General features: G+C 62.9%; 15 protein-coding genes and 1 other RNA gene. 14 read left to right on the top strand and 2 right to left on the bottom strand.

The annotated features are described in order from the left end of the window. Positions 1–203 precede the first annotated feature (203 nt). From E4487_RS08220 to E4487_RS08200, 5 genes are all read left to right on the top strand, one after another. Entirely contained in the window at positions 204–1,430 is a 1,227-nt protein-coding gene (locus E4487_RS08220; protein WP_134677267.1) for an RtcB family protein, read from the top strand. A 4-nt stretch (positions 1,431–1,434) separates the two neighbouring features. Further along, positions 1,435–2,778: a PBS lyase gene (locus E4487_RS08215; protein WP_175253113.1), complete on the top strand. Its 1,344-nt coding sequence runs from the start codon at positions 1,435–1,437 to the stop codon at positions 2,776–2,778. 20 nt (positions 2,779–2,798) lie between these two features. Continuing rightward, complete coding sequence (locus E4487_RS08210) at positions 2,799–3,587, top strand: nucleotidyltransferase domain-containing protein (RefSeq protein ID WP_175253112.1); 789 nt, start codon at positions 2,799–2,801, stop codon at positions 3,585–3,587. Between the two features lie 53 nt (positions 3,588–3,640). Beyond that, positions 3,641–4,663 (top strand): RNA 3'-terminal phosphate cyclase, encoded by a 1,023-nt coding sequence (gene rtcA, locus E4487_RS08205; protein WP_175253111.1) that lies wholly within the window; start codon positions 3,641–3,643, stop codon positions 4,661–4,663. 78 nt (positions 4,664–4,741) lie between these two features. Continuing rightward, positions 4,742–4,987, top strand: a complete 246-nt coding sequence (locus E4487_RS08200) for a hypothetical protein (RefSeq protein WP_037047057.1) — start codon at positions 4,742–4,744, stop codon at positions 4,985–4,987. A 27-nt stretch (positions 4,988–5,014) separates the two neighbouring features. On the opposite strand, the gene E4487_RS08195 is transcribed toward E4487_RS08200, so the two are convergent. Then, positions 5,015–7,930, bottom strand: coding sequence for an ATP-binding protein (locus E4487_RS08195; protein WP_175253110.1), 2,916 nt, complete (start codon positions 7,928–7,930; stop codon positions 5,015–5,017). Positions 7,931–8,060: 130 nt separating this feature from the next. On the opposite strand from E4487_RS08195, the gene ssrA reads away from it, so the two are divergent. Then, positions 8,061–8,417: a transfer-messenger RNA gene (gene ssrA, locus E4487_RS08190) on the top strand. A 194-nt stretch (positions 8,418–8,611) separates the two neighbouring features. Here the strand turns inward: ssrA and E4487_RS08185 are convergent. After that, positions 8,612–9,502, bottom strand: a complete 891-nt coding sequence (locus E4487_RS08185; protein WP_134677258.1) for a LysR substrate-binding domain-containing protein — start codon at positions 9,500–9,502, stop codon at positions 8,612–8,614. A 112-nt stretch (positions 9,503–9,614) separates the two neighbouring features. Between E4487_RS08185 and phnD the strand changes: the two genes are divergently transcribed. The 8 genes from phnD to E4487_RS24505 form a co-directional block, all read left to right on the top strand. Further along, positions 9,615–10,481, top strand: coding sequence for a phosphonate ABC transporter substrate-binding protein (phnD, locus tag E4487_RS08180; RefSeq protein WP_134677253.1), 867 nt, complete (start codon positions 9,615–9,617; stop codon positions 10,479–10,481). Further along, complete coding sequence (gene phnC, locus E4487_RS08175) at positions 10,478–11,275, top strand: phosphonate ABC transporter ATP-binding protein (RefSeq protein ID WP_134677251.1); 798 nt, start codon at positions 10,478–10,480, stop codon at positions 11,273–11,275. Before phnD ends, phnC begins: the two co-directional genes overlap by 4 nt. Position 11,276: 1 nt before the next feature. Next, positions 11,277–12,095: a phosphonate ABC transporter, permease protein PhnE gene (gene phnE / locus E4487_RS08170; protein WP_134677249.1), complete on the top strand. Its 819-nt coding sequence runs from the start codon at positions 11,277–11,279 to the stop codon at positions 12,093–12,095. A 228-nt stretch (positions 12,096–12,323) separates the two neighbouring features. Beyond that, positions 12,324–13,415, top strand: coding sequence for an iron-containing alcohol dehydrogenase PsrA (psrA, locus tag E4487_RS08165; protein WP_175253109.1), 1,092 nt, complete (start codon positions 12,324–12,326; stop codon positions 13,413–13,415). 116 nt (positions 13,416–13,531) lie between these two features. Continuing rightward, entirely contained in the window at positions 13,532–14,836 is a 1,305-nt protein-coding gene (locus E4487_RS08160; RefSeq protein ID WP_134677245.1) for an MFS transporter, read from the top strand. A gap of 40 nt (positions 14,837–14,876) precedes the next feature. Continuing rightward, the gene (locus tag E4487_RS08155) at positions 14,877–15,749 is read left to right on the top strand and encodes a LysR substrate-binding domain-containing protein (RefSeq protein WP_134677243.1); all 873 of its coding nucleotides are present in this window, start codon (positions 14,877–14,879) and stop codon (positions 15,747–15,749) included. A 70-nt stretch (positions 15,750–15,819) separates the two neighbouring features. Further along, a complete protein-coding gene (gene phnX, locus E4487_RS08150; protein ID WP_134677241.1) occupies positions 15,820–16,647 on the top strand; it encodes a phosphonoacetaldehyde hydrolase in 828 nt (275 codons plus the stop codon). A 144-nt stretch (positions 16,648–16,791) separates the two neighbouring features. Beyond that, a partial coding sequence (locus tag E4487_RS24505) for a hypothetical protein (protein WP_257229372.1) occupies positions 16,792–16,869 on the top strand: 78 nt, incomplete at its 3' end.

Below are 16,869 nucleotides of genomic sequence, written 5' to 3'. Positions count from 1 at the left end.
GTCGCTGCGCGGAGGCCCGGCCTCCACTTTTTTGACTGACCCGGCGAATGCCGGTGGAACTACAGAACGTGAAGGTTGCGGGTTCGACTCCCGCCCCGGCAACGGGTAGCTCAATGGGATAGAGCGGCGCGCATGTTTCACCACCTCTAGTCGCCGCACTGCACACACGCCGGATGACCGGCACGAATGACGAGTGAATGACGATGCAAACCAAGACTTACAACCTGCTGGAAGTGGCCAACGGCAAGCCGATCAAGCTGTGGACGCAAGGCGTCCCGGTCGAGGAGGACGCCAAGCAGCAGTTGATGAATACGGCGAAGATGCCGTTCATCTTCAAGCACCTGGCGGTGATGCCGGATGTGCACCTGGGTAAGGGCTCGACCATCGGCAGCGTGATCCCCACGGTCGGCGCGATCATCCCGGCGGCCGTTGGTGTGGATATCGGTTGCGGCATGATCGCCGCGCGCACCACGCTGATGGCCCACGACCTGCCGGATAACCTGGCCGGCCTGCGCGCCGCCATCGAGAAGGCCGTGCCGCACGGCCGTACTTCCGGGCGCGGCGCCCGCGATAAAGGTGCCTGGGAGAACGTGCCGGAGCTGACCGACCACGCCTGGTCGGCGCTGAGCGAGCGCTTCAAGCTGATCACCGACAAGCACCCGAAGCTGGAGAAGACCAACAACCGCAAACACCTGGGAACCCTGGGAACCGGCAACCACTTCATCGAGGTCTGCCTGGATGAAGCCAACCGCGTGTGGTTCATGTTGCACAGCGGATCACGCGGCGTAGGTAACGCCATCGGTAACCTGTTCATCGAACTAGCCCAGGCCGATATGCGTCAGCACATCGCCAACCTGCCGCACCGCGACCTGGCCTACTTCGAAGAAGGCAGCCAGCACTTCAACGACTACGTGGAAGCCGTGGGCTGGGCGCAGGACTTCGCCAAGCAGAACCGCGCACTGATGATGCACGCGGTGATCGCGGCGGCACGAGGCGTGATCAGCAAGCCGTTCGATGTGGCGCTGGAAGCGGTGAACTGCCACCACAACTACGTGCAGAAGGAGCGCCACTTCGGCGAAGAGGTGCTGGTAACGCGAAAAGGTGCGGTGTCGGCGAAGAAGGGTGAGCTGGGGATCATCCCCGGCTCCATGGGGGCCAAGAGCTTCATCGTGCGCGGCCTGGGGAACGAGGAAGCGTTCTGCTCCTGCAGCCACGGCGCCGGCCGAACCATGAGCCGTACCAAGGCGAAGAAGCTGTTCACCGTGGACGACCAGATCAAGGCCACGGCTCACGTCGAATGCCGAAAGGACGCCGACGTGATCGACGAAATCCCGATGGCCTACAAGGACATCGACCAGGTAATGGACGCCCAGCGCGAGCTGGTGGAAGTGATGCATACCCTGCGACAGGTGGTATGCGTGAAAGGATAGGAAAATGAAGTACCTGAACGACTGGCTGGAGCGGCTGAAAAGCCGCGCCCCGGCCGCAGATTACGGGGAGAACTGGCGCCTGCAGGAAGCGCAGAGCGCCCTGCGCCAGGGCCACGCAGAGAGCGACTGGGCAAGACTGAGCGGCCACCGCAATGGCCTGGTGCGCGAGGCCGCCGTACGCGAACTCGGCGAGCAACCCTCGCCCGAGGCGTTGACGGCGCTGCTCGAACGCCTCAACGACTGGGTACCGCAGATACGTACCCTGGCCAAGGCGGCGCTGCAGCGCTACCTCACCAGCGGGCACGCCGCCGAGTTGCTGTACGCCCTGCCCCAGCTGATGGCACTGGCCGGGCGCCAGCGTGACGACCATGCTCCGACCCTGGCCGCCGCCCGCCTGGCACTGCAGGCCGACTCGGTGCGCAGCCAGGTGGAAGCCGCCTTCGCCAGCAGCCAGGGGCAGGCGGCGCGTTTTCTCTTCGCGCTACTGCTCGAAGTCAGCGACACCCCTGCCCGGCTGCTGGAGCGAGCCCTGGCGCACCGCGAAATGACCGTGCGCCAGCAAGCGGTGCTGGCCTGCCAGGCTCTGCCGGATGAACAGGCCATCGCGCTGCTGCAAGAAGCCCTGCACACACCCGGCGCCAGCGTACGGGTAAAGGCCATGCATGCCCTGCTGCAGCGCCTCGACGACCCACGCGAACTGCTGCGTCGTGCACTGCTCGATGCCTCACCCGCCATGCGCAACCTGGCGCTCTGGGCGGCGCCGCGCTGGCAACTGGACGCCCGCCAGGTACTGAGCGGCCGCCTGCAACAAGCGCTGCCAGAGAGCAAGCGCGAGTGGCTCATGGTCCTCGGCCTGGCCGCCGACCTGGATACGCGCCTGGCGGACGACTGGCTGCAAGCCGCTCTGCGCGCCCCGCAAAGCAGCGTGCGCCTGGCCGCCGTCAGCGCCCTCGGTGACACACAGTTGAACGAGCAACTGGCCGCTCTCGATGACCCGGCAGACAAGGTCTTCGCCATGGCCGTGCGCAGGCTCAGCCAGCAGCCCTGGTCAGCGATGGCCGAGGCACTGGATGCCCGCCTCGACCGCCAGCAGCTGTCGCCCGCGCGCCACAGTGCACTGATGCACCTGCGCCCGCGCTGGCAGCAACTGGCTTACCTGCTGCGCCGCCTGGACAGCCGCGAGGCTGACCAGCACTGGCTGGAGCAGATCGCCCAGTGGTGCCAGCGGCAAGGGCTGATGGTCGACCCGAGCACAGGCCGAGACGAACGCATGCAACTGCTGGAGCGACTGCAAACACTGGAACAGCACGGCCAGCTGCCGCCAGGTTGCTACGCACGCCTGGCATGAAGGACAGAAGGATGAAAGAAATGAACCTGCAACAACGCCATCCGCTCAGCGACGCCATGCGCGCACGGGTGCTGGAAGAACTTGAGCGCATAGAACGCGAGCACAACGTCAAGGTGCTGTATGCCTGCGAGTCGGGCAGCCGTGCCTGGGGCTTCGCCTCGCCCGACAGCGACTACGACGTACGCTTCGTCTACGTGGAAAAACCGGACTGGTTCATCCAGGTCGACACACCGCGTGACGTGATCGAGCGGCCGCTGGACGACGAGTTGGACGTCAGCGGCTGGGAGCTGCGCAAGACCCTCGGCCTGCTGCGCAAATCCAACCCGACGCTGCTGGAATGGCTCGACTCACCGCTGGTGTATCGCCAGGAGGACGACGCCACGGCGCGCCTACGCGAACTCGCCGAGCTGTTCTACAGCCCGCCGGCGGCGCGTCATCACTACCTGTCGATGGCCAGGAAGAATTTTCGCGGCTACCTGCAGGACGAGACGGTGCGCTTCAAGAAGTACTTCTACGTGCTGCGCCCGCTGCTTGCCGTACGCTGGATCGACCAGGGCCGCGGCCGCCCGCCGATGACCTTCGCCGACCTGCTGCAGACGGTGGACGACCGCGTCCTGCTGGCGGAAGTCGACGAGCTGCTGGCGCTCAAGCGCAGTGCTGACGAGTCGGCCTACGGCCCACGTCGCCCGGCCCTGCATGCGTTTATCGAAGCGCAGCTGGAGCAGACGGTAGCGAGCCTGCCACGCACCCGAGCGGACGATAGCGTGCTCGATACCTACCTGCGTGAGACGGTCGAGCGATACGCCTGAATGATCATGCCCTCGCGCTACAAGGGCATGATCAGCGAACACAAGGACACAACATGAACACGGATTTCCTCGAACTGGACGGCGCCATCGGTGGCGGCCAGATTCTGCGCAGCGCGCTGAGCCTGTCGATGCTCACCGGCCAGCCGTTTCGTATCCACAACATCCGCGCCAAGCGCAGCCGGCCGGGCTTGCTGCGCCAGCATCTGACCGCAGTGAATGCCGCCGCGCAGATCTGCTCGGCCAACACCTGCGGTGTCGAACTTGGCTCGCAGAGCCTGAGCTTCGTACCGGGGCCGATTCGCGGCGGCGATTACCGCTTCGCCATCGGCACCGCCGGCAGCTGCAGCCTGGTGCTGCAGACGCTGCTGCCCGCCCTGCTGCAGGCCGACGCGCCGAGCCGCATCCACCTCAGCGGCGGCACGCACAACCCGCTGGCACCGCCTTTCGAATTTCTCGCGCACAGCTGGCTGCCACTACTGCAGCGCATGGGCGCACAGGTCGAACTGCAGCTGCTGCGCCATGGCTTCGTGCCGGCCGGCGGCGGTGAACTGGCCCTGCAGATCACCCCTGGCACCCTGCAACCGCTGCACCTGAGCGGCCCCGGCGAACGCCTCGGCCAGCAGGCACGGGCACTGCTGGCCGACGTGCCGGGACATGTGGCCGAGCGCGAACTGGCGAGGGTCGGCAAGCGCCTGAAATGGCCGGCCGAAGACCTCAAGGGGGTGTGGCTGGAGCGAGACATCGGCCCCGGCAACATACTGCTGCTGGAGGTCACCTGCAGTGATGTCACCGCCGTGTTCAGCAGCGTCGGACAGACCAGCGTGCGCGCCGAACAGGTAGCCGACCAGGCCATCGAACAGGCGCGCACCTGGCTCGGCAGCGGCGCCGCCGTCGAGGAGCACCTGGCCGACCAGTTGTTGCTGCCACTGGCCATGGCAGGTGCCGGCAGTTTCACCACGCCACACGTCAGCGAACACCTGAGCAGCAACATCGAGGTCATCCAGCGCTTCCTGGATATCGATATCCGCTGCTGCAAGTCGGAGCGCAACGTGCAAGTACAGGTGCTGCGACGCTGACCACGTTGCTGTCGACAATCAGCCACTGGCCCAGGCTCTCCTATACTGAGATTCCCGCCCCCTTCCAGGAGAGCCATCATGCGCCGCACGCTCATGTTTCTCGTCGCTGCACTGATCAGCCTGCCGCTCTGGGCCATGCACTGCCCTCAGGACATGGCCAAGATCGATGCCCTGTTGCAAAGCGAACCGCCGACCGACCCCGAGGTACTGGCCAAGGTGAAGGAGTTGCGCGCCGAGGGCGAAGCCCTGCACAAGGCGGGCGATCACGCCGAATCGGTCAAGGTGCTGGGCGAAGCGCTGGACCTGCTGTCCGCCAGCGAGTGACACCCCTGGGCGTGATGCTTGAGCCTGCTAGAAACCGCTGTATAGCAGGCTCAACGCCAACTGACGCACTTCCTGCAGGTCCACCGGTTTGCTCAGGCAGGCCGCGGCGCCACGTGCCCGGGCATCCTCGAACAGCCGGTCATCGGCCACCGCACTGATCACGATCACCGGTATGTTGCGCAACCTCGGTTCCAGGCGCATGGCATCCAGCACGTCCAGGCCACTGCCGTCCGGCAGGTCGATATCCAGCAGCACCAGCGCCGGCTCGCTCTCCTGCAATACGGCCAACGCACTCTTGCAGGAGCTGACGCCGCGAACCTCGGCGAACTCCCGCAACGAGGCCTGCAGAATCCGCATGCAGGCCGGGTGATCTTCGACGCACAACACCTGAACCAGACTCTGCACGGTCTGAGGCGCGGCCTCATGGCTCTCGTCGCCCAGCGCGTCCGGGCTGGCCGCGCTGGGCAGGTTGAGCCAGAAGCAGCTGCCGACTCCCGGCTCGCTGCGCAGGCCGATCTCGCCATCCATCAGGGTGGCCAGCTCGCGGCAAAGCACCAGCCCGATACCGGTACCGGGAATGTTCGAGCTCTCACGCCCCAGTCGCTGGAACGGCTGGAACAGTTGCGCCTGCTGTTCGCTCGACAACCCCGGGCCGGTGTCGTCGACCCACAGCCGCACGCAGTCGGCGCGCACCTCGTACCCCATGCGAATCATCCCGTGCGGGCTGTTGTACTTGATCGCATTGGAGAGCAGGTTGAGCAGAATCTGCCGTACGCGCCGCGGGTCGCCCTGCACGAACAGGGGCGGGTCCGCCGGTTCCATGACCTGCAGGTGCAGCTGTTTCTGCTGCACCTCCGGCTGCACCAGCTCGGCACAGCCACTGAGCAGCGTACCGATGTCGATCGCCTGCAGCTGCAGCTGCTGACGCCGGCTCTCGATACTGGACAGATCGAGGATGTCGTCGACCAGCGAGGTGAGATGGCGACTGGCGCTGACGATTTCCCGCGAATAGTCGGTCTCCAGGCGGGCATCCGCCTTGTCCTGCGCCTCCATCTCGATCAGCTGGGCAAAACCATGGATGGCGTTGAGCGGCGTGCGCAGCTCATGGCTCATGCTCGACAGGAAGCGACTCTTGGCCTGGCTGGCCGCAAGCGCCTCCAGGCTGGCATGCCGCAACTCCTCCTGAACCTGCTTGAGCCGGGTGATATCGACGTGTGTACCCGCGATGCGCAGCGGCCAACCGCTCTCGTCCCGGGCCAGGACCTTGCCCCGGCTGAGCAGCCAGAGGTATTCGCCACGGCAGTCCAGGTAGCGGTATTCGGCATCGAAATGCTCATCGCCATTGTCGGCGAACTGCTTGCGCAGGTGACGCAGGCGCTCGAGGTCATCCGGGTGCACACGCTGGTTGAACTCGCTCAGCGTCAGGTGCGTGCCACCCAGGCCGAAGCGGCGAACGAAGCGCTCGCTGAGCTCGATGGTCAGGGCCCGGCTATCGATTTCCCAGAGGCTTTCCGTGGTGCTGTCGAGCACCAGCTGCAGGATGCTCTGGGCTTCGAGCCGCTCCTGCTCGCTGGCCTTGAGCTGCTTGCCGGCCCGCTGCATGGCATCGGCGAGGCGCCGCACTTCATGGATGTGGCTGTCCGGCGCGACGGGCAGCTCCCTGCCCTCACCCAGGCGGGTCGCCATGTCGACGATGCCGGAGATGGGCTTGGCCAACTGATCGCTCAGATGCCGCGAACGCAGCCACATCAGGGCGAAGAACAACAGATAGAAGGCCAGCAGCCCGGCGATCAGCAGGTAGCCGATCTGCATGTAACGCTCGGACAACTGGTTGGTATCGTGAAACACCTGCTCCTCGTCCACCACCAGCAGCAGGCGCCAGCCGGTCTGCGGAATCTCGCTCCAGGCCACCAGCTGATTGCGCCCGCCCAGCAAGACCTCCTGCACGCCACCTGGACCCTCGCTCATCGCCTCAAGCAGCGGCGCCATGCCATCGCGCTTGGCCAGGTTGAAATCCTCGGGCTTGAGTACCTCGCGACGCACCGCCTCCTCGTAGGAGTATTGGGTCAGCTCGCGCAGGCCGAAGTCCAGCTCACCCGCTTCGGGGAGCGCCATGATGTTGTAGTCATGGCTGACCAGCATCGCATAGCCACGCCAGGGCACGTTGAGCTCGGCGATCTCGCTCAGCACCTGGCCGACCGTGACATCCAGCCCTACGACACCTTCGAGAAAGCTCTCGCGGTAGACCGGGGCGATGACCGACATCGTCCAGCCCAGGCCCGCCGGGTCCAGATACACGTCGGTCCATACCACCTTGCGCTCGGGGTTGTGCTTGGCGTCGGCAAGGTAATAGAAGTTGTAATCGGGTATCACCATGTCGTGGGGATACTGCGCCGGCGTGTCGAACCAGGGATAGATACGGTTGTAGCTGTCCCAGCTGTTGAAATACAGCGCCGCCACCAGCGGGTTGGCGTGCCGGATCGAACGCATCAGTGGATCCACCTGCGACAGGCGCATGACCTTGGCGTGGTCCTGTTGCGCCAACGGCGTGCTGTTGGCGTAGAACGAAGCAGCCCGACCATCGTCACTGCGGGTATAGAACACCCCGGAGTCGGTCAGCGCATGGCGCGCCCGTTCGAGGTCATCGGCCTGGAAACGGCTATCGAGCAGCGCATCATGCGTCGCATCGCGATAGACCTGCAGCAGCGACTCGATGGAGCGCAGGCGACCATCGATGATCTGCCCTTCGCGCAACGCGGCGCTGGCCAGGTCCTTGACCGCCGTTTCCTGCAGGTGGCTGATCTGCGCATCACGAATGGCCTGATTGCTCAGCAGGTACACCGCAATCAGCACCGACTCCACCAGAATCAGCGGGATCAGCGCGCTTTGCACGAACGCTCGCCAGATCCACTGACGCAGAGGGTGGCGGCTAGAACTCGGCATTGCGGCTCCTTTCCATGGGCAGGCAGGCGGATGCGGGAGGCCATCATAGCGTCCTGAGATGGAATCCGCAGTCGACGCCGAGGAACCTTTACCGTACACTCCGCGTCGTAGATGTAACCACGAAGGTTTTGGGGCCGATTAGGATTCGACGCCGGTAGCGAAACTTGAGGGGCATGCCGAGTAGGTGACAGTTCTCGTAAATCCGCTGCCACAATTTGATAGTTGCCAACGACGACAACTACGCCCTGGCCGCCTAAGGGCGCCAGCTGACCCTAGGGGATGCCTGTAAACCCGAAGATCTGGTCAGTCATATAGAACAGGATCGCCGCCAAGTTCGCTGCAGACGTAACGGCTAAAACTCATGCAGCTCGCTCCAAGCACCCTGCCACTCGGGCGGCGCGGAGTTAACTCAGTAGAGATGGCTAAGCATGTAGAACCGATAGCGGAGAGCTGGCGGACGGGGGTTCAAATCCCCCCGGCTCCACCAAATAAACCCCTGATTTTCCTAGAGAAAGCCAGGGGTTTTCTTTTAGTGTCGAAGATGCGTCGAAGCGTTAAACGAAGTTGATGGCTGCCGAGGCCAAGGACGACCTGACGACCTGACGACCTGACGACCTGCATGCCAACGATCACCGCAAACATCAATGATCGCGCCGGACTCGCGGGACAGCCCCGGGACCTCTAGTAGCTTGCTGCCCCTCTACGCCGTTGCCGAGCTTCATCAGCACAGGTCAGGAAAGCGTCCACCAACTGACTGCTGCGGCGCTCGGCTAGACAATAGAGGTAAGTCTCGGTGTAAACCGGATCGCCCTCGATGCGTATAGCCCGTAATTCCTCTCCAGGAATAAACTCTGCCTCTGATACCACACCCAGGCCAATACCTCGAACAACTGCTTCGCGCAGGGCTTCGCGGCTACCGATCGTCATCACCATGCGCGGGGTCACGTCATGCTCTGCGATGACTTTCTCGAAGGCCAGTCGCGTTGTAGAACCCTGCTCTCTACGCAGCATCCGTTGGCCCTGCAGGGCCTGAATCGGAATGCACTCACGATCTGCCAAGGGATGGTCGTGGCGGGCAAAGACGATCACCGGGTGCCTGGCATAGAGCGTTGCGTGGTAAGCATGGTCGTCATGCAAGCCAGCCAGCACACCGACATCGATTACATAATTGTCCAGATCGGCCAGCACTGAGGCGGAGTTACCGACACGGATCGACAAGTCGATCTGTGGGTAGCTGCGACTGAAGGTGTCGACCATCTCGATGACATGAAATGGCCCAACGGCCCCGAGGCGCAACTGGCCACGTACCAGCGTTCCACAATCGCGCAACAGACCATCGGCTTCACTTTCCAGAGCCAGCAACTGCTGGGCGATGGGCAGTAGCTGGCGCCCCACGCTGGAGAGTTCGGCGCGGCGACCACGGCGGTGGAAGAGTTCAAGGTTGTGCTGCCGCTCCAGGGCTTGTACCTGGGTGGTGACGGTCGGCTGACTGAGCCCGAGGGAACGTGCCCCCGCACTGAAACTGCCATGCCGAGCGACGGCGAGAAAGGCGCGAAGCTTGCTGTTGGCCATCTATAGAATTACTCAATACTTTTCAGTCGAAGGCCATATTGAATCGATAGTGTGACCGTCACATTACAGGCCTAGCTTAAGCGGCATTCCAACCAACGAAACCGGGAATGCCATGAAGACTCTTCGCCAACTGTTATGTGTCGCCAGCGTGTCTCTGCCGCTGTTTGCCAGTCCCCACCTGCAGGCCGAGACGGCTCTCAGCATCGGCCTGATTCCGTCCGAGGACTCCCAGTCGATGATCGAGAGCAGTCAGCTCGTGCTCGATCAGTTGCAGTCGCAGTTGGGCATGCCCGTCAAACCGTTCGTGGCCACCGACTACAACGGCGTGATCGAAGCACTGCGTTCAAAGAAACTGGATGTCGCCTATCTGGGTCCATTCTCCTATGTGCTGGCAAACCAGATCGCCGATGCAGAGGCCTTTGCAGTTGCGGTCACCAAGAAGACTGGCAAGAGTGCCTACCGCAGCCTGATCGTGGCCCGTGCCGACAGCGGCATCCATTCGCTGGCCGACCTCAACGGCCACACCTTTGCCTTCGTCGATCCCAGCTCCACCTCCGGTCATCTGTTTCCCAAGGCTGGTATCGAGCAGGCTGGATACGCCCCGGACAAGCTGTTCTCCCGCGTGATCTTCTCCGGCTCGCATGACGCCAGCATTCTGGCCGTGATCAACCGCAAGGTCGACGCCGCCGCCGTGGCAGACCGCATTCTCAACTCCGCCATCAGCTCGGGGCAGGTCAAGCAGGACGACCTGAAGATTGTCTGGAGCTCGAACGACATCCCTGAGTCACCAATGGTCTGGCGCAAGGATCTAGATCCGGCATTGAAGCAGAAACTGGTCACTGCCCTGGCCAACGTCAAAAACGTGCCCTGGGGTGATCAGGGAATGCTCGACGGCTTCCAGCCAACCACCGACAACGCCTACAACGTGGTACGTGACACCGCCAAGGTGCTCGATCTCGACCTGAGCAAGATGAAATGATCAAGGTCCGCCAACTCACCAAGCACTACGGTGACAACCCCGTCCTCTGCGGTATCGACCTGCATGTCGGCGCTGGCGAGTTCGTTGTCGTGCTCGGCCAGTCCGGTGCAGGCAAGTCCACCTTGCTGCGCTGCATGAATCGCCTGGCCCAAGCCGATGGAGGCGAACTAGAGGTGGCAGGTATCGATGCGATGCAGGTACGTGACGAACGCGATCTGCATAGACAGGTCGCTATGATCTTCCAGCACCACAATGTGGTTCGGCGCCTCTCGGTACTGAAGAACGTGCTCAGCGGGCGACTGGGGTCTGTCTCGACCTTGACCTCTGTGCTTCAGCTGTTCAGCAACCACGATGTCGAACTAGCACGCGAGTGCCTGCGCCGAGTAGATCTGCTACACAAGGCCGGTGCCCGTACGGACTCCCTGTCGGGCGGGCAGATGCAGCGTGTGGGCATTGCCCGCGCACTTGCTCAACAACCCAGAGTAATTCTCGCCGACGAGCCCGTGGCCAGTCTCGACCCGAAGACCGCACGCCTGGTCATGCAGTACCTGCGTGATGCCAGCCGCGAGTTGGGCATCACGGTGGTATGTAACCTCCATCAGGTGGACTTGGCCCGTGAGTTTGGCGATCGAATCATCGGTCTGGCTCACGGCCGTCTGGTCTACGACGGCAGTGCCGATGGTCTGGACGAACCAGTCTTGCAGCGTATCTACCCCGCCCCCGAAGAGTGTCCCGACGCGGCGTCTGAAGCCTGTGTACCACATCCACACTACGCCAATGGTCTGGGAGGCTGACATGCGTGCACACAACTATCGCTGGATGGTGAATACGCCCGAAAACCTGCGCGGCTGGCTCGCCAGCTCCGCTCTGATCTTGGCCCTGATCACCATGCTCCACTGGAGCGCTGGCGGCGCACAGCTGAGCTGGGGTGAGCTGGCCGCCGGCTTGCCGCAGATCGGTGACTTCCTCTCACGTTCGGTGCCTCCGGACCTGGACATCCTTTCCAGGCTGGTTGCTCCAGCGCTGGAGACTATCCAGATTGCCATCTGGGGCACCCTGCTGGGCATCATTTTCGCCGTGCCACTGGCCTTTCTCGCCGCACGCAACCTGCACAGCAATCGCTGGCTCTACCAGGGCACCCGGCAGACGCTGAACGTGATCCGCAGCATCAACGAACTGATCCTGGCGCTGATTTTCGTCTCCGCCGTCGGCCTTGGCCCGTTCCCTGGCGTACTGGCGCTCGCAGTACATGGTGTCGGCATGCTGGGCAAGTTCTTCGCCGAGAGTATCGAGGAGATCGATCAGGGGCCGATCGAGGCGCTGCGCGCTACCGGCGCCAGACCGTTGCAAGTGATCGTGTTCGGCGTGCTGCCGCAGGTGATCACTGCCTGGATCGCGGTGATCCTCTACCGCTTCGAGGTCAACCTGCGCTCGGCCACCGTATTGGGAATGGTCGGCGCCGGCGGTCTGGGCTTCGAACTGGTCAGCAGCCTGAAGCTGTTCAAGTACCAGGAAACCGCCACCTGCATCATCGTCATTACCCTGATGGTGATAGCCGCCGACATGCTGTCCAGCCGCTTGCGCAGCAGTATCCAGCAAGGCGGCAGGCACTGAGCCCGCCGCCGATACAAGCTTTTCCCTTAGCTGAGGCCAGCCGAGGCTCTGTACCGGCTACCGCCTCAGGCATCCCCGAATTTCTGGAGTACCCGAACGGTGACCCACGATATCGCTGCGCCCTCATCTATCGGCCCCGCCGATCCATACCTTGAATCAATCGATTTGAGCGTCGCTATGGTGGCAGAGACTATGGCCCCACGTTCAAACAACAATAAAGGAAGTGCCATGCCTGCCCAGTTCCATAACCCGGTCGCTACCTATTTTGGCGGCGGCAGCCTGAGCCAGATCACCACCCTTACCGAAGGCCAGACCGTGGCCTTGGTGATCTTCCCCGAAGCCCGTGGCCTGGGCCTGGTCGACAAGATCCAGGCTCTGTTGGGCGATCGCCTGGTGCATATCGTCGAAGATGTGCAACCCAACCCCGATGTCGCCCAGCTATGCACGACCTATGAGCGCTTCTGGCAGCAGGCAGCAGGCTGCGAGACCGTGCTCGCGGTCGGCGGCGGCAGCGCCATCGACACCGCCAAGGCGCTGATGGTCGGCACCACCTCCGGCAGTTTCAGAGAGTTGCTGAGCCTGCTGGCCAGCGGCAAACAGTTCACCCCGCCGCGCTGCAAGTCGCTGATCGCCGTACCGACCACCGCCGGCACCGGCAGCGAAGTGACGCCCTGGGCGACCATCTGGGATGCCGCCCAGCAGAAGAAGTACTCCTTACACCTGTCCTGCACCTGGCCGACTGCCGCCATCGTCGACCCGGAGCTGATGCTGACGGTACCGGCCGGCGTCACCGTGTCTACCGGCCTGGACGCCCTGTCGCACGCACTGGAAGCGATCTGGAACGTCAACGCCAACCCGATTTCCGACACTTTCGCCATCTCTGCCATCGAGGACATCCTCGAATGCCTACCCCGACTGCGCCAGGACCTGTCGAGCCGTGACCTTCGCTCGCGCATGGCATTGGCCGCATTGAAGGCGGGGATGGCCTTTTCCAACACCAAGACCGCACTGGCGCACTCCATCTCCTATGAGATGACCCTGCGCCACGGCCTGCCCCACGGCATCGCCTGTTCCTTCACCCTGCCCTATGTACTGGGCCTGGCCTGGGGACGCGATGCCACGCGGGATCAGACGCTGCAACGAGTCTTCGGTACCGATCTGGGCCTGGCCCAGAAGCGCCTGCGGGAGTTCCTGCATAGCCTCGACGTCAAGACCGAGTTCACGGATTACGGGGTGACGGAGAGTGAGGCACAGGAGATGATCCTCTACGCCATGCAGGGTGCTCGCGGCAAGAACTTCATCGGTTCGCAAGCCGTCTGAAAGCCGCTTCCAATGCTGGGCGCCCACTTGCGGACGCCTGTTTCCTGTAGCACCAGAAAAGAGTGCCGTCCTTCCGGCTAAGTGTCCGGAGGGAGCGTAACAAGAAGGAAAAGATCATGAGCCGTTCCCAATCCCTGTCTGGTATTGCTTTACCTGCTACACCGTCTTTTCGTTTCGCCCAATGGCGCATGCTATTGGCGGCGATGTTCTGTTACCTGTTCTTCTACACCGGCCGGCAAACTTTCGGTTTCGCCATTCCGGGCATGCAGGCCGAGTTCGGCCTGAGCAAGGAAACCCTCGGTTGGATCTCCGCCGCCATGCTGTGGTGTTACGCAATCGGCCAGGCCATCAACGGCAACCTCGCTGACAAGTTCGGGGGCCGACGCATCATGAGCCTGGGCGCAGTGTTGTCCTGTGGCGCCAACTGGGTTACCAGCTTCGCCACCGGTTTCTTCAGCCTGATCCTGCCCTGGGGCCTCAACGGCTATTTGCAAGCGCTGGGCTGGGCACCTGGCAGTCGCGTGCTGTCCAACTGGTGGGGCGTGCACGAACGCGGCAAGGTGTACGGCTTCTATGTCTTCGCTGCCGGCTGCGCGTCGATCCTCTCCTACGTCACCTCGGTGGTAGTCCTCGAGGTCCTGCAGCTCGAATGGCGCTGGATTTTCCGTCTGCCGGTACTGCTGATGCTCGCGGGTGGAATCATGTTCTTCTTTGTCGCTCGGGAGCGCCCGCAGGACCTCGGCTTCGAGCCGCTGGCCGACACGGGCGTGGCCAATGCTGAGGACAAGGGTCAGGAAGCGGCCTCCGGTGAAGTAGAAACCTCGGCCCAGCGCTACAAGGCCGTACTGAAGAACTTCCGCCTGATCATTGCTGCGGTCTCACTGGGCTTCCAGAATGCGGCGCGCTACGGCCTGATAGTCTGGGTACCGGTGCACTTCCTAGGTGCCGACTGGAAAAGTGGCGGCGCTGACGCCTGGATCGATCCGAAGTGGATCACCATCGCCTTGCCCGTTGGTATGGCGGTCGGCGCCCTGAGCAATGGCTGGGTGTCCGACAAGCTGTTCGGCTCCAAGCGCTACAAGGCGATCATGCTGTACATGATTCTCGGCGCCGCCACCAGCCTGTGGATGTGGAGCCTGCCAGCACACAGCGCCATCGGCCTTATCGCCCTGTTTCTTTGCGGCTTCTTCGTCTACGGCCCGGCGTCGAGCTTCTGGGCACTGTGTCCGGACCTCGTGGGCGCCAAACGAGCGGGTACGGCAACCGGGGTGATGAACTTCTCGTCCTACCTGTTCGCCGGTCTGGCAGAGCCGCTGATCGGCAGCATGCTCGACAGCACCGGCAACACCTCGTTGATCTTCGTGGTCGTGGCTTCGGCTTGTGCATGCAGTGCGCTGGTCGCCCTGTTCGTGCGTCGTTGACCTAGGCTGAAACGGCCCAGAATCAAGATCGAGAAACACTATGTACCAGTACCACAAATGGCTTCGCTCCTTTCACGCGGTCGCGCGTACCGGCAGCTTCACTCAGGCTGCCGAGTACCTGAGCGTCGGCCAGCCGACCGTCAGCGAGCAGGTTAGCGCGCTTGAGAACATGTTCTCCGTCGAGCTGTTCCACCGCCGCGGTCGCTACATCGAGATGAGTGACGCCGGGCATCAGCTGTACGCGATCACTCAGGGCCTGTTCGGCCAGGAAGACGAAGCCGTGCAACTGTTACAAAGCTTCCGCCAGCGCAAGGCAGGGATGCTGCGCCTGGGGGCCGTTTCACCACCTATCGCCATGAACCTGACCTACGAGTTGATGCAACAGTACCCGGACGTCGAACTGGAGACCTCGTTCTCCTCCGAAGTCGACACCCTGGAGCGGCTGTACAACTTCGATATCGACGTGGCCATTCTGGCACTATCCGGACTGGATCAACGCCTGCACACCCGCCTGTATCGCCGCTATCCGATCATCGCCGTGGTGCGCGACGACCATCCCTGGGCCACTCAGGAGCAGGTACGTGTCGAACAGCTTCGCGGCGAGCGACTGGTTCTGCGCGAGCGTGCATCACGCACCCGGCAGTTGGTCGAGGATGGAGCTCAACAACTCGACATTGAACTCGACTGCGTGATGCAGCTCAACAGCCGCGAAGCCATCGTCCACGCCATCGCCCAAGGCATCGGTATCGGTTTTGTCTCTGCAGTCGAGTACGCCGAAACACCTGGAACCAGGCCGGTTACCTTCGTCGACCACCCGTTCCACATCGACTATCACCTGTGCTGCCTGGCCATCCGCAAGAACCGGCCAATGATCGCCGAGCTGTTAGCCAACGGCCCACCTCCAACAACATGACTGCATCGTTAACCCACAGCCGCCCCATAGGACGGTTAGCACCTCATCGCCCTCGAAACGGAGAAACACCATGAACTACCAGCAACCTACCCACCTGCAAGCCGTCATCCTCGACTGGGCCGGCACCGTCGTCGACTTTGGCTCCTTTGCTCCTACGCAGATCTTCGTCGAAGCCTTTGCCGAGTTCGGCGTCCAGGTCAGCCTGGATGAAGCTCGCGGCCCAATGGGCATGGGCAAGTGGGATCATATTCGCACTCTGTGCAACGTCCCGGAAATTGCCGAGCGTTACCGTGCCGCGTTTGGTCATCCGCCGACCGACGATGACGTAACCGCTATCTACGAGCGCTTCATGCCGCTGCAAATCGAGAAGATCGCCGACCACTCGGCGCTCATTCCCGGTGCACTCGAGGCCATTGCCACCTTACGTGACAAAGGCCTGAAGATCGGCACCTGCTCCGGCTACCCGGCCGTGGTGATGGCCAAGGTGGTCGACCTGGCGCGCGACAACGGCTATGTCCCGGACCACGTCGTCGCCACCGACGAAGTGCCCAATGGCCGCCCCTACCCGGCGCAATCGCTGGCCAACGTGATCGCCCTCGGCATCAGCGATGTGGCCGCCTGCGTGAAGGTCGACGACACCTGGCCAGGCATCCTCGAAGGTCGCAGCGCCGGCATGTGGACCGTGGCGCTGACCTGCTCCGGCAACGCCCTCGGCCTGACCTTTGACCAATACAAGGCGCTGCCGCAGGACAAACTGGAGCAGGAGCGCAAGCGTATCGGCCAGATGTTCGAAGGCTCGCGCCCGCACTACCTGATTGACACCATTGCCGAGCTGCCAGCCGTGATCGACGATATCAACGCCCGCCTGGCTCGCGGAGAAACCCCACAAAGTGCCTGAAATACGCGCCCTGGGGCAGCCCCTAGGGCGTGCGACAGCGCTGCCCACCCGGGCAGCGCGTTATGGGGCAGATATCTGCAGCTAGTCCCGATACCGCCCGTCCCGACCGTTCACGGCCGGCCAACAATAAGAGAGGACCGCACTATGATTTACGCGAAACCGGGTACAGCAGGCGCCGTCGTCACCCTCAAGCCGCGCTACGGCAACTACATCGGTGGTGAA

The organism is Pseudomonas sp. BMW13 (assembly GCF_013357275.1).
Taxonomy (GTDB): domain Bacteria; phylum Pseudomonadota; class Gammaproteobacteria; order Pseudomonadales; family Pseudomonadaceae; genus Aquipseudomonas; species Aquipseudomonas khazarica.
Note: the sequence above shows the minus strand (reverse complement) of the source record. Positions and strands in the feature narration are given on the sequence as shown.

Excerpts from the sequence above, each read along its gene's own strand:
- E4487_RS08160 (WP_134677245.1), top strand. The coding sequence starts at position 13,532 with ATGAGCCGTTCCCAATCCCTGTCTGGTATTGCTTTACCTGCTACACCG.
- E4487_RS08200 (WP_037047057.1), top strand. The coding sequence starts at position 4,742 with ATGCGCCGCACGCTCATGTTTCTCGTCGCTGCACTGATCAGCCTGCCG.
- E4487_RS08210 (WP_175253112.1), top strand. The coding sequence starts at position 2,799 with ATGAACCTGCAACAACGCCATCCGCTCAGCGACGCCATGCGCGCACGG.
- phnX (WP_134677241.1), top strand. The coding sequence starts at position 15,820 with ATGAACTACCAGCAACCTACCCACCTGCAAGCCGTCATCCTCGACTGG.
- E4487_RS08195 (WP_175253110.1), bottom strand. The coding sequence starts at position 7,930 with ATGCCGAGTTCTAGCCGCCACCCTCTGCGTCAGTGGATCTGGCGAGCG.
- E4487_RS08155 (WP_134677243.1), top strand. The coding sequence starts at position 14,877 with ATGTACCAGTACCACAAATGGCTTCGCTCCTTTCACGCGGTCGCGCGT.
- psrA (WP_175253109.1), top strand. The coding sequence starts at position 12,324 with ATGCCTGCCCAGTTCCATAACCCGGTCGCTACCTATTTTGGCGGCGGC.
- phnE (WP_134677249.1), top strand. The coding sequence starts at position 11,277 with ATGCGTGCACACAACTATCGCTGGATGGTGAATACGCCCGAAAACCTG.
- rtcA (WP_175253111.1), top strand. The coding sequence starts at position 3,641 with ATGAACACGGATTTCCTCGAACTGGACGGCGCCATCGGTGGCGGCCAG.
- phnC (WP_134677251.1), top strand. The coding sequence starts at position 10,478 with ATGATCAAGGTCCGCCAACTCACCAAGCACTACGGTGACAACCCCGTC.
- E4487_RS08220 (WP_134677267.1), top strand. The coding sequence starts at position 204 with ATGCAAACCAAGACTTACAACCTGCTGGAAGTGGCCAACGGCAAGCCG.
- phnD (WP_134677253.1), top strand. The coding sequence starts at position 9,615 with ATGAAGACTCTTCGCCAACTGTTATGTGTCGCCAGCGTGTCTCTGCCG.
- E4487_RS08215 (WP_175253113.1), top strand. The coding sequence starts at position 1,435 with ATGAAGTACCTGAACGACTGGCTGGAGCGGCTGAAAAGCCGCGCCCCG.
- E4487_RS08185 (WP_134677258.1), bottom strand. The coding sequence starts at position 9,502 with ATGGCCAACAGCAAGCTTCGCGCCTTTCTCGCCGTCGCTCGGCATGGC.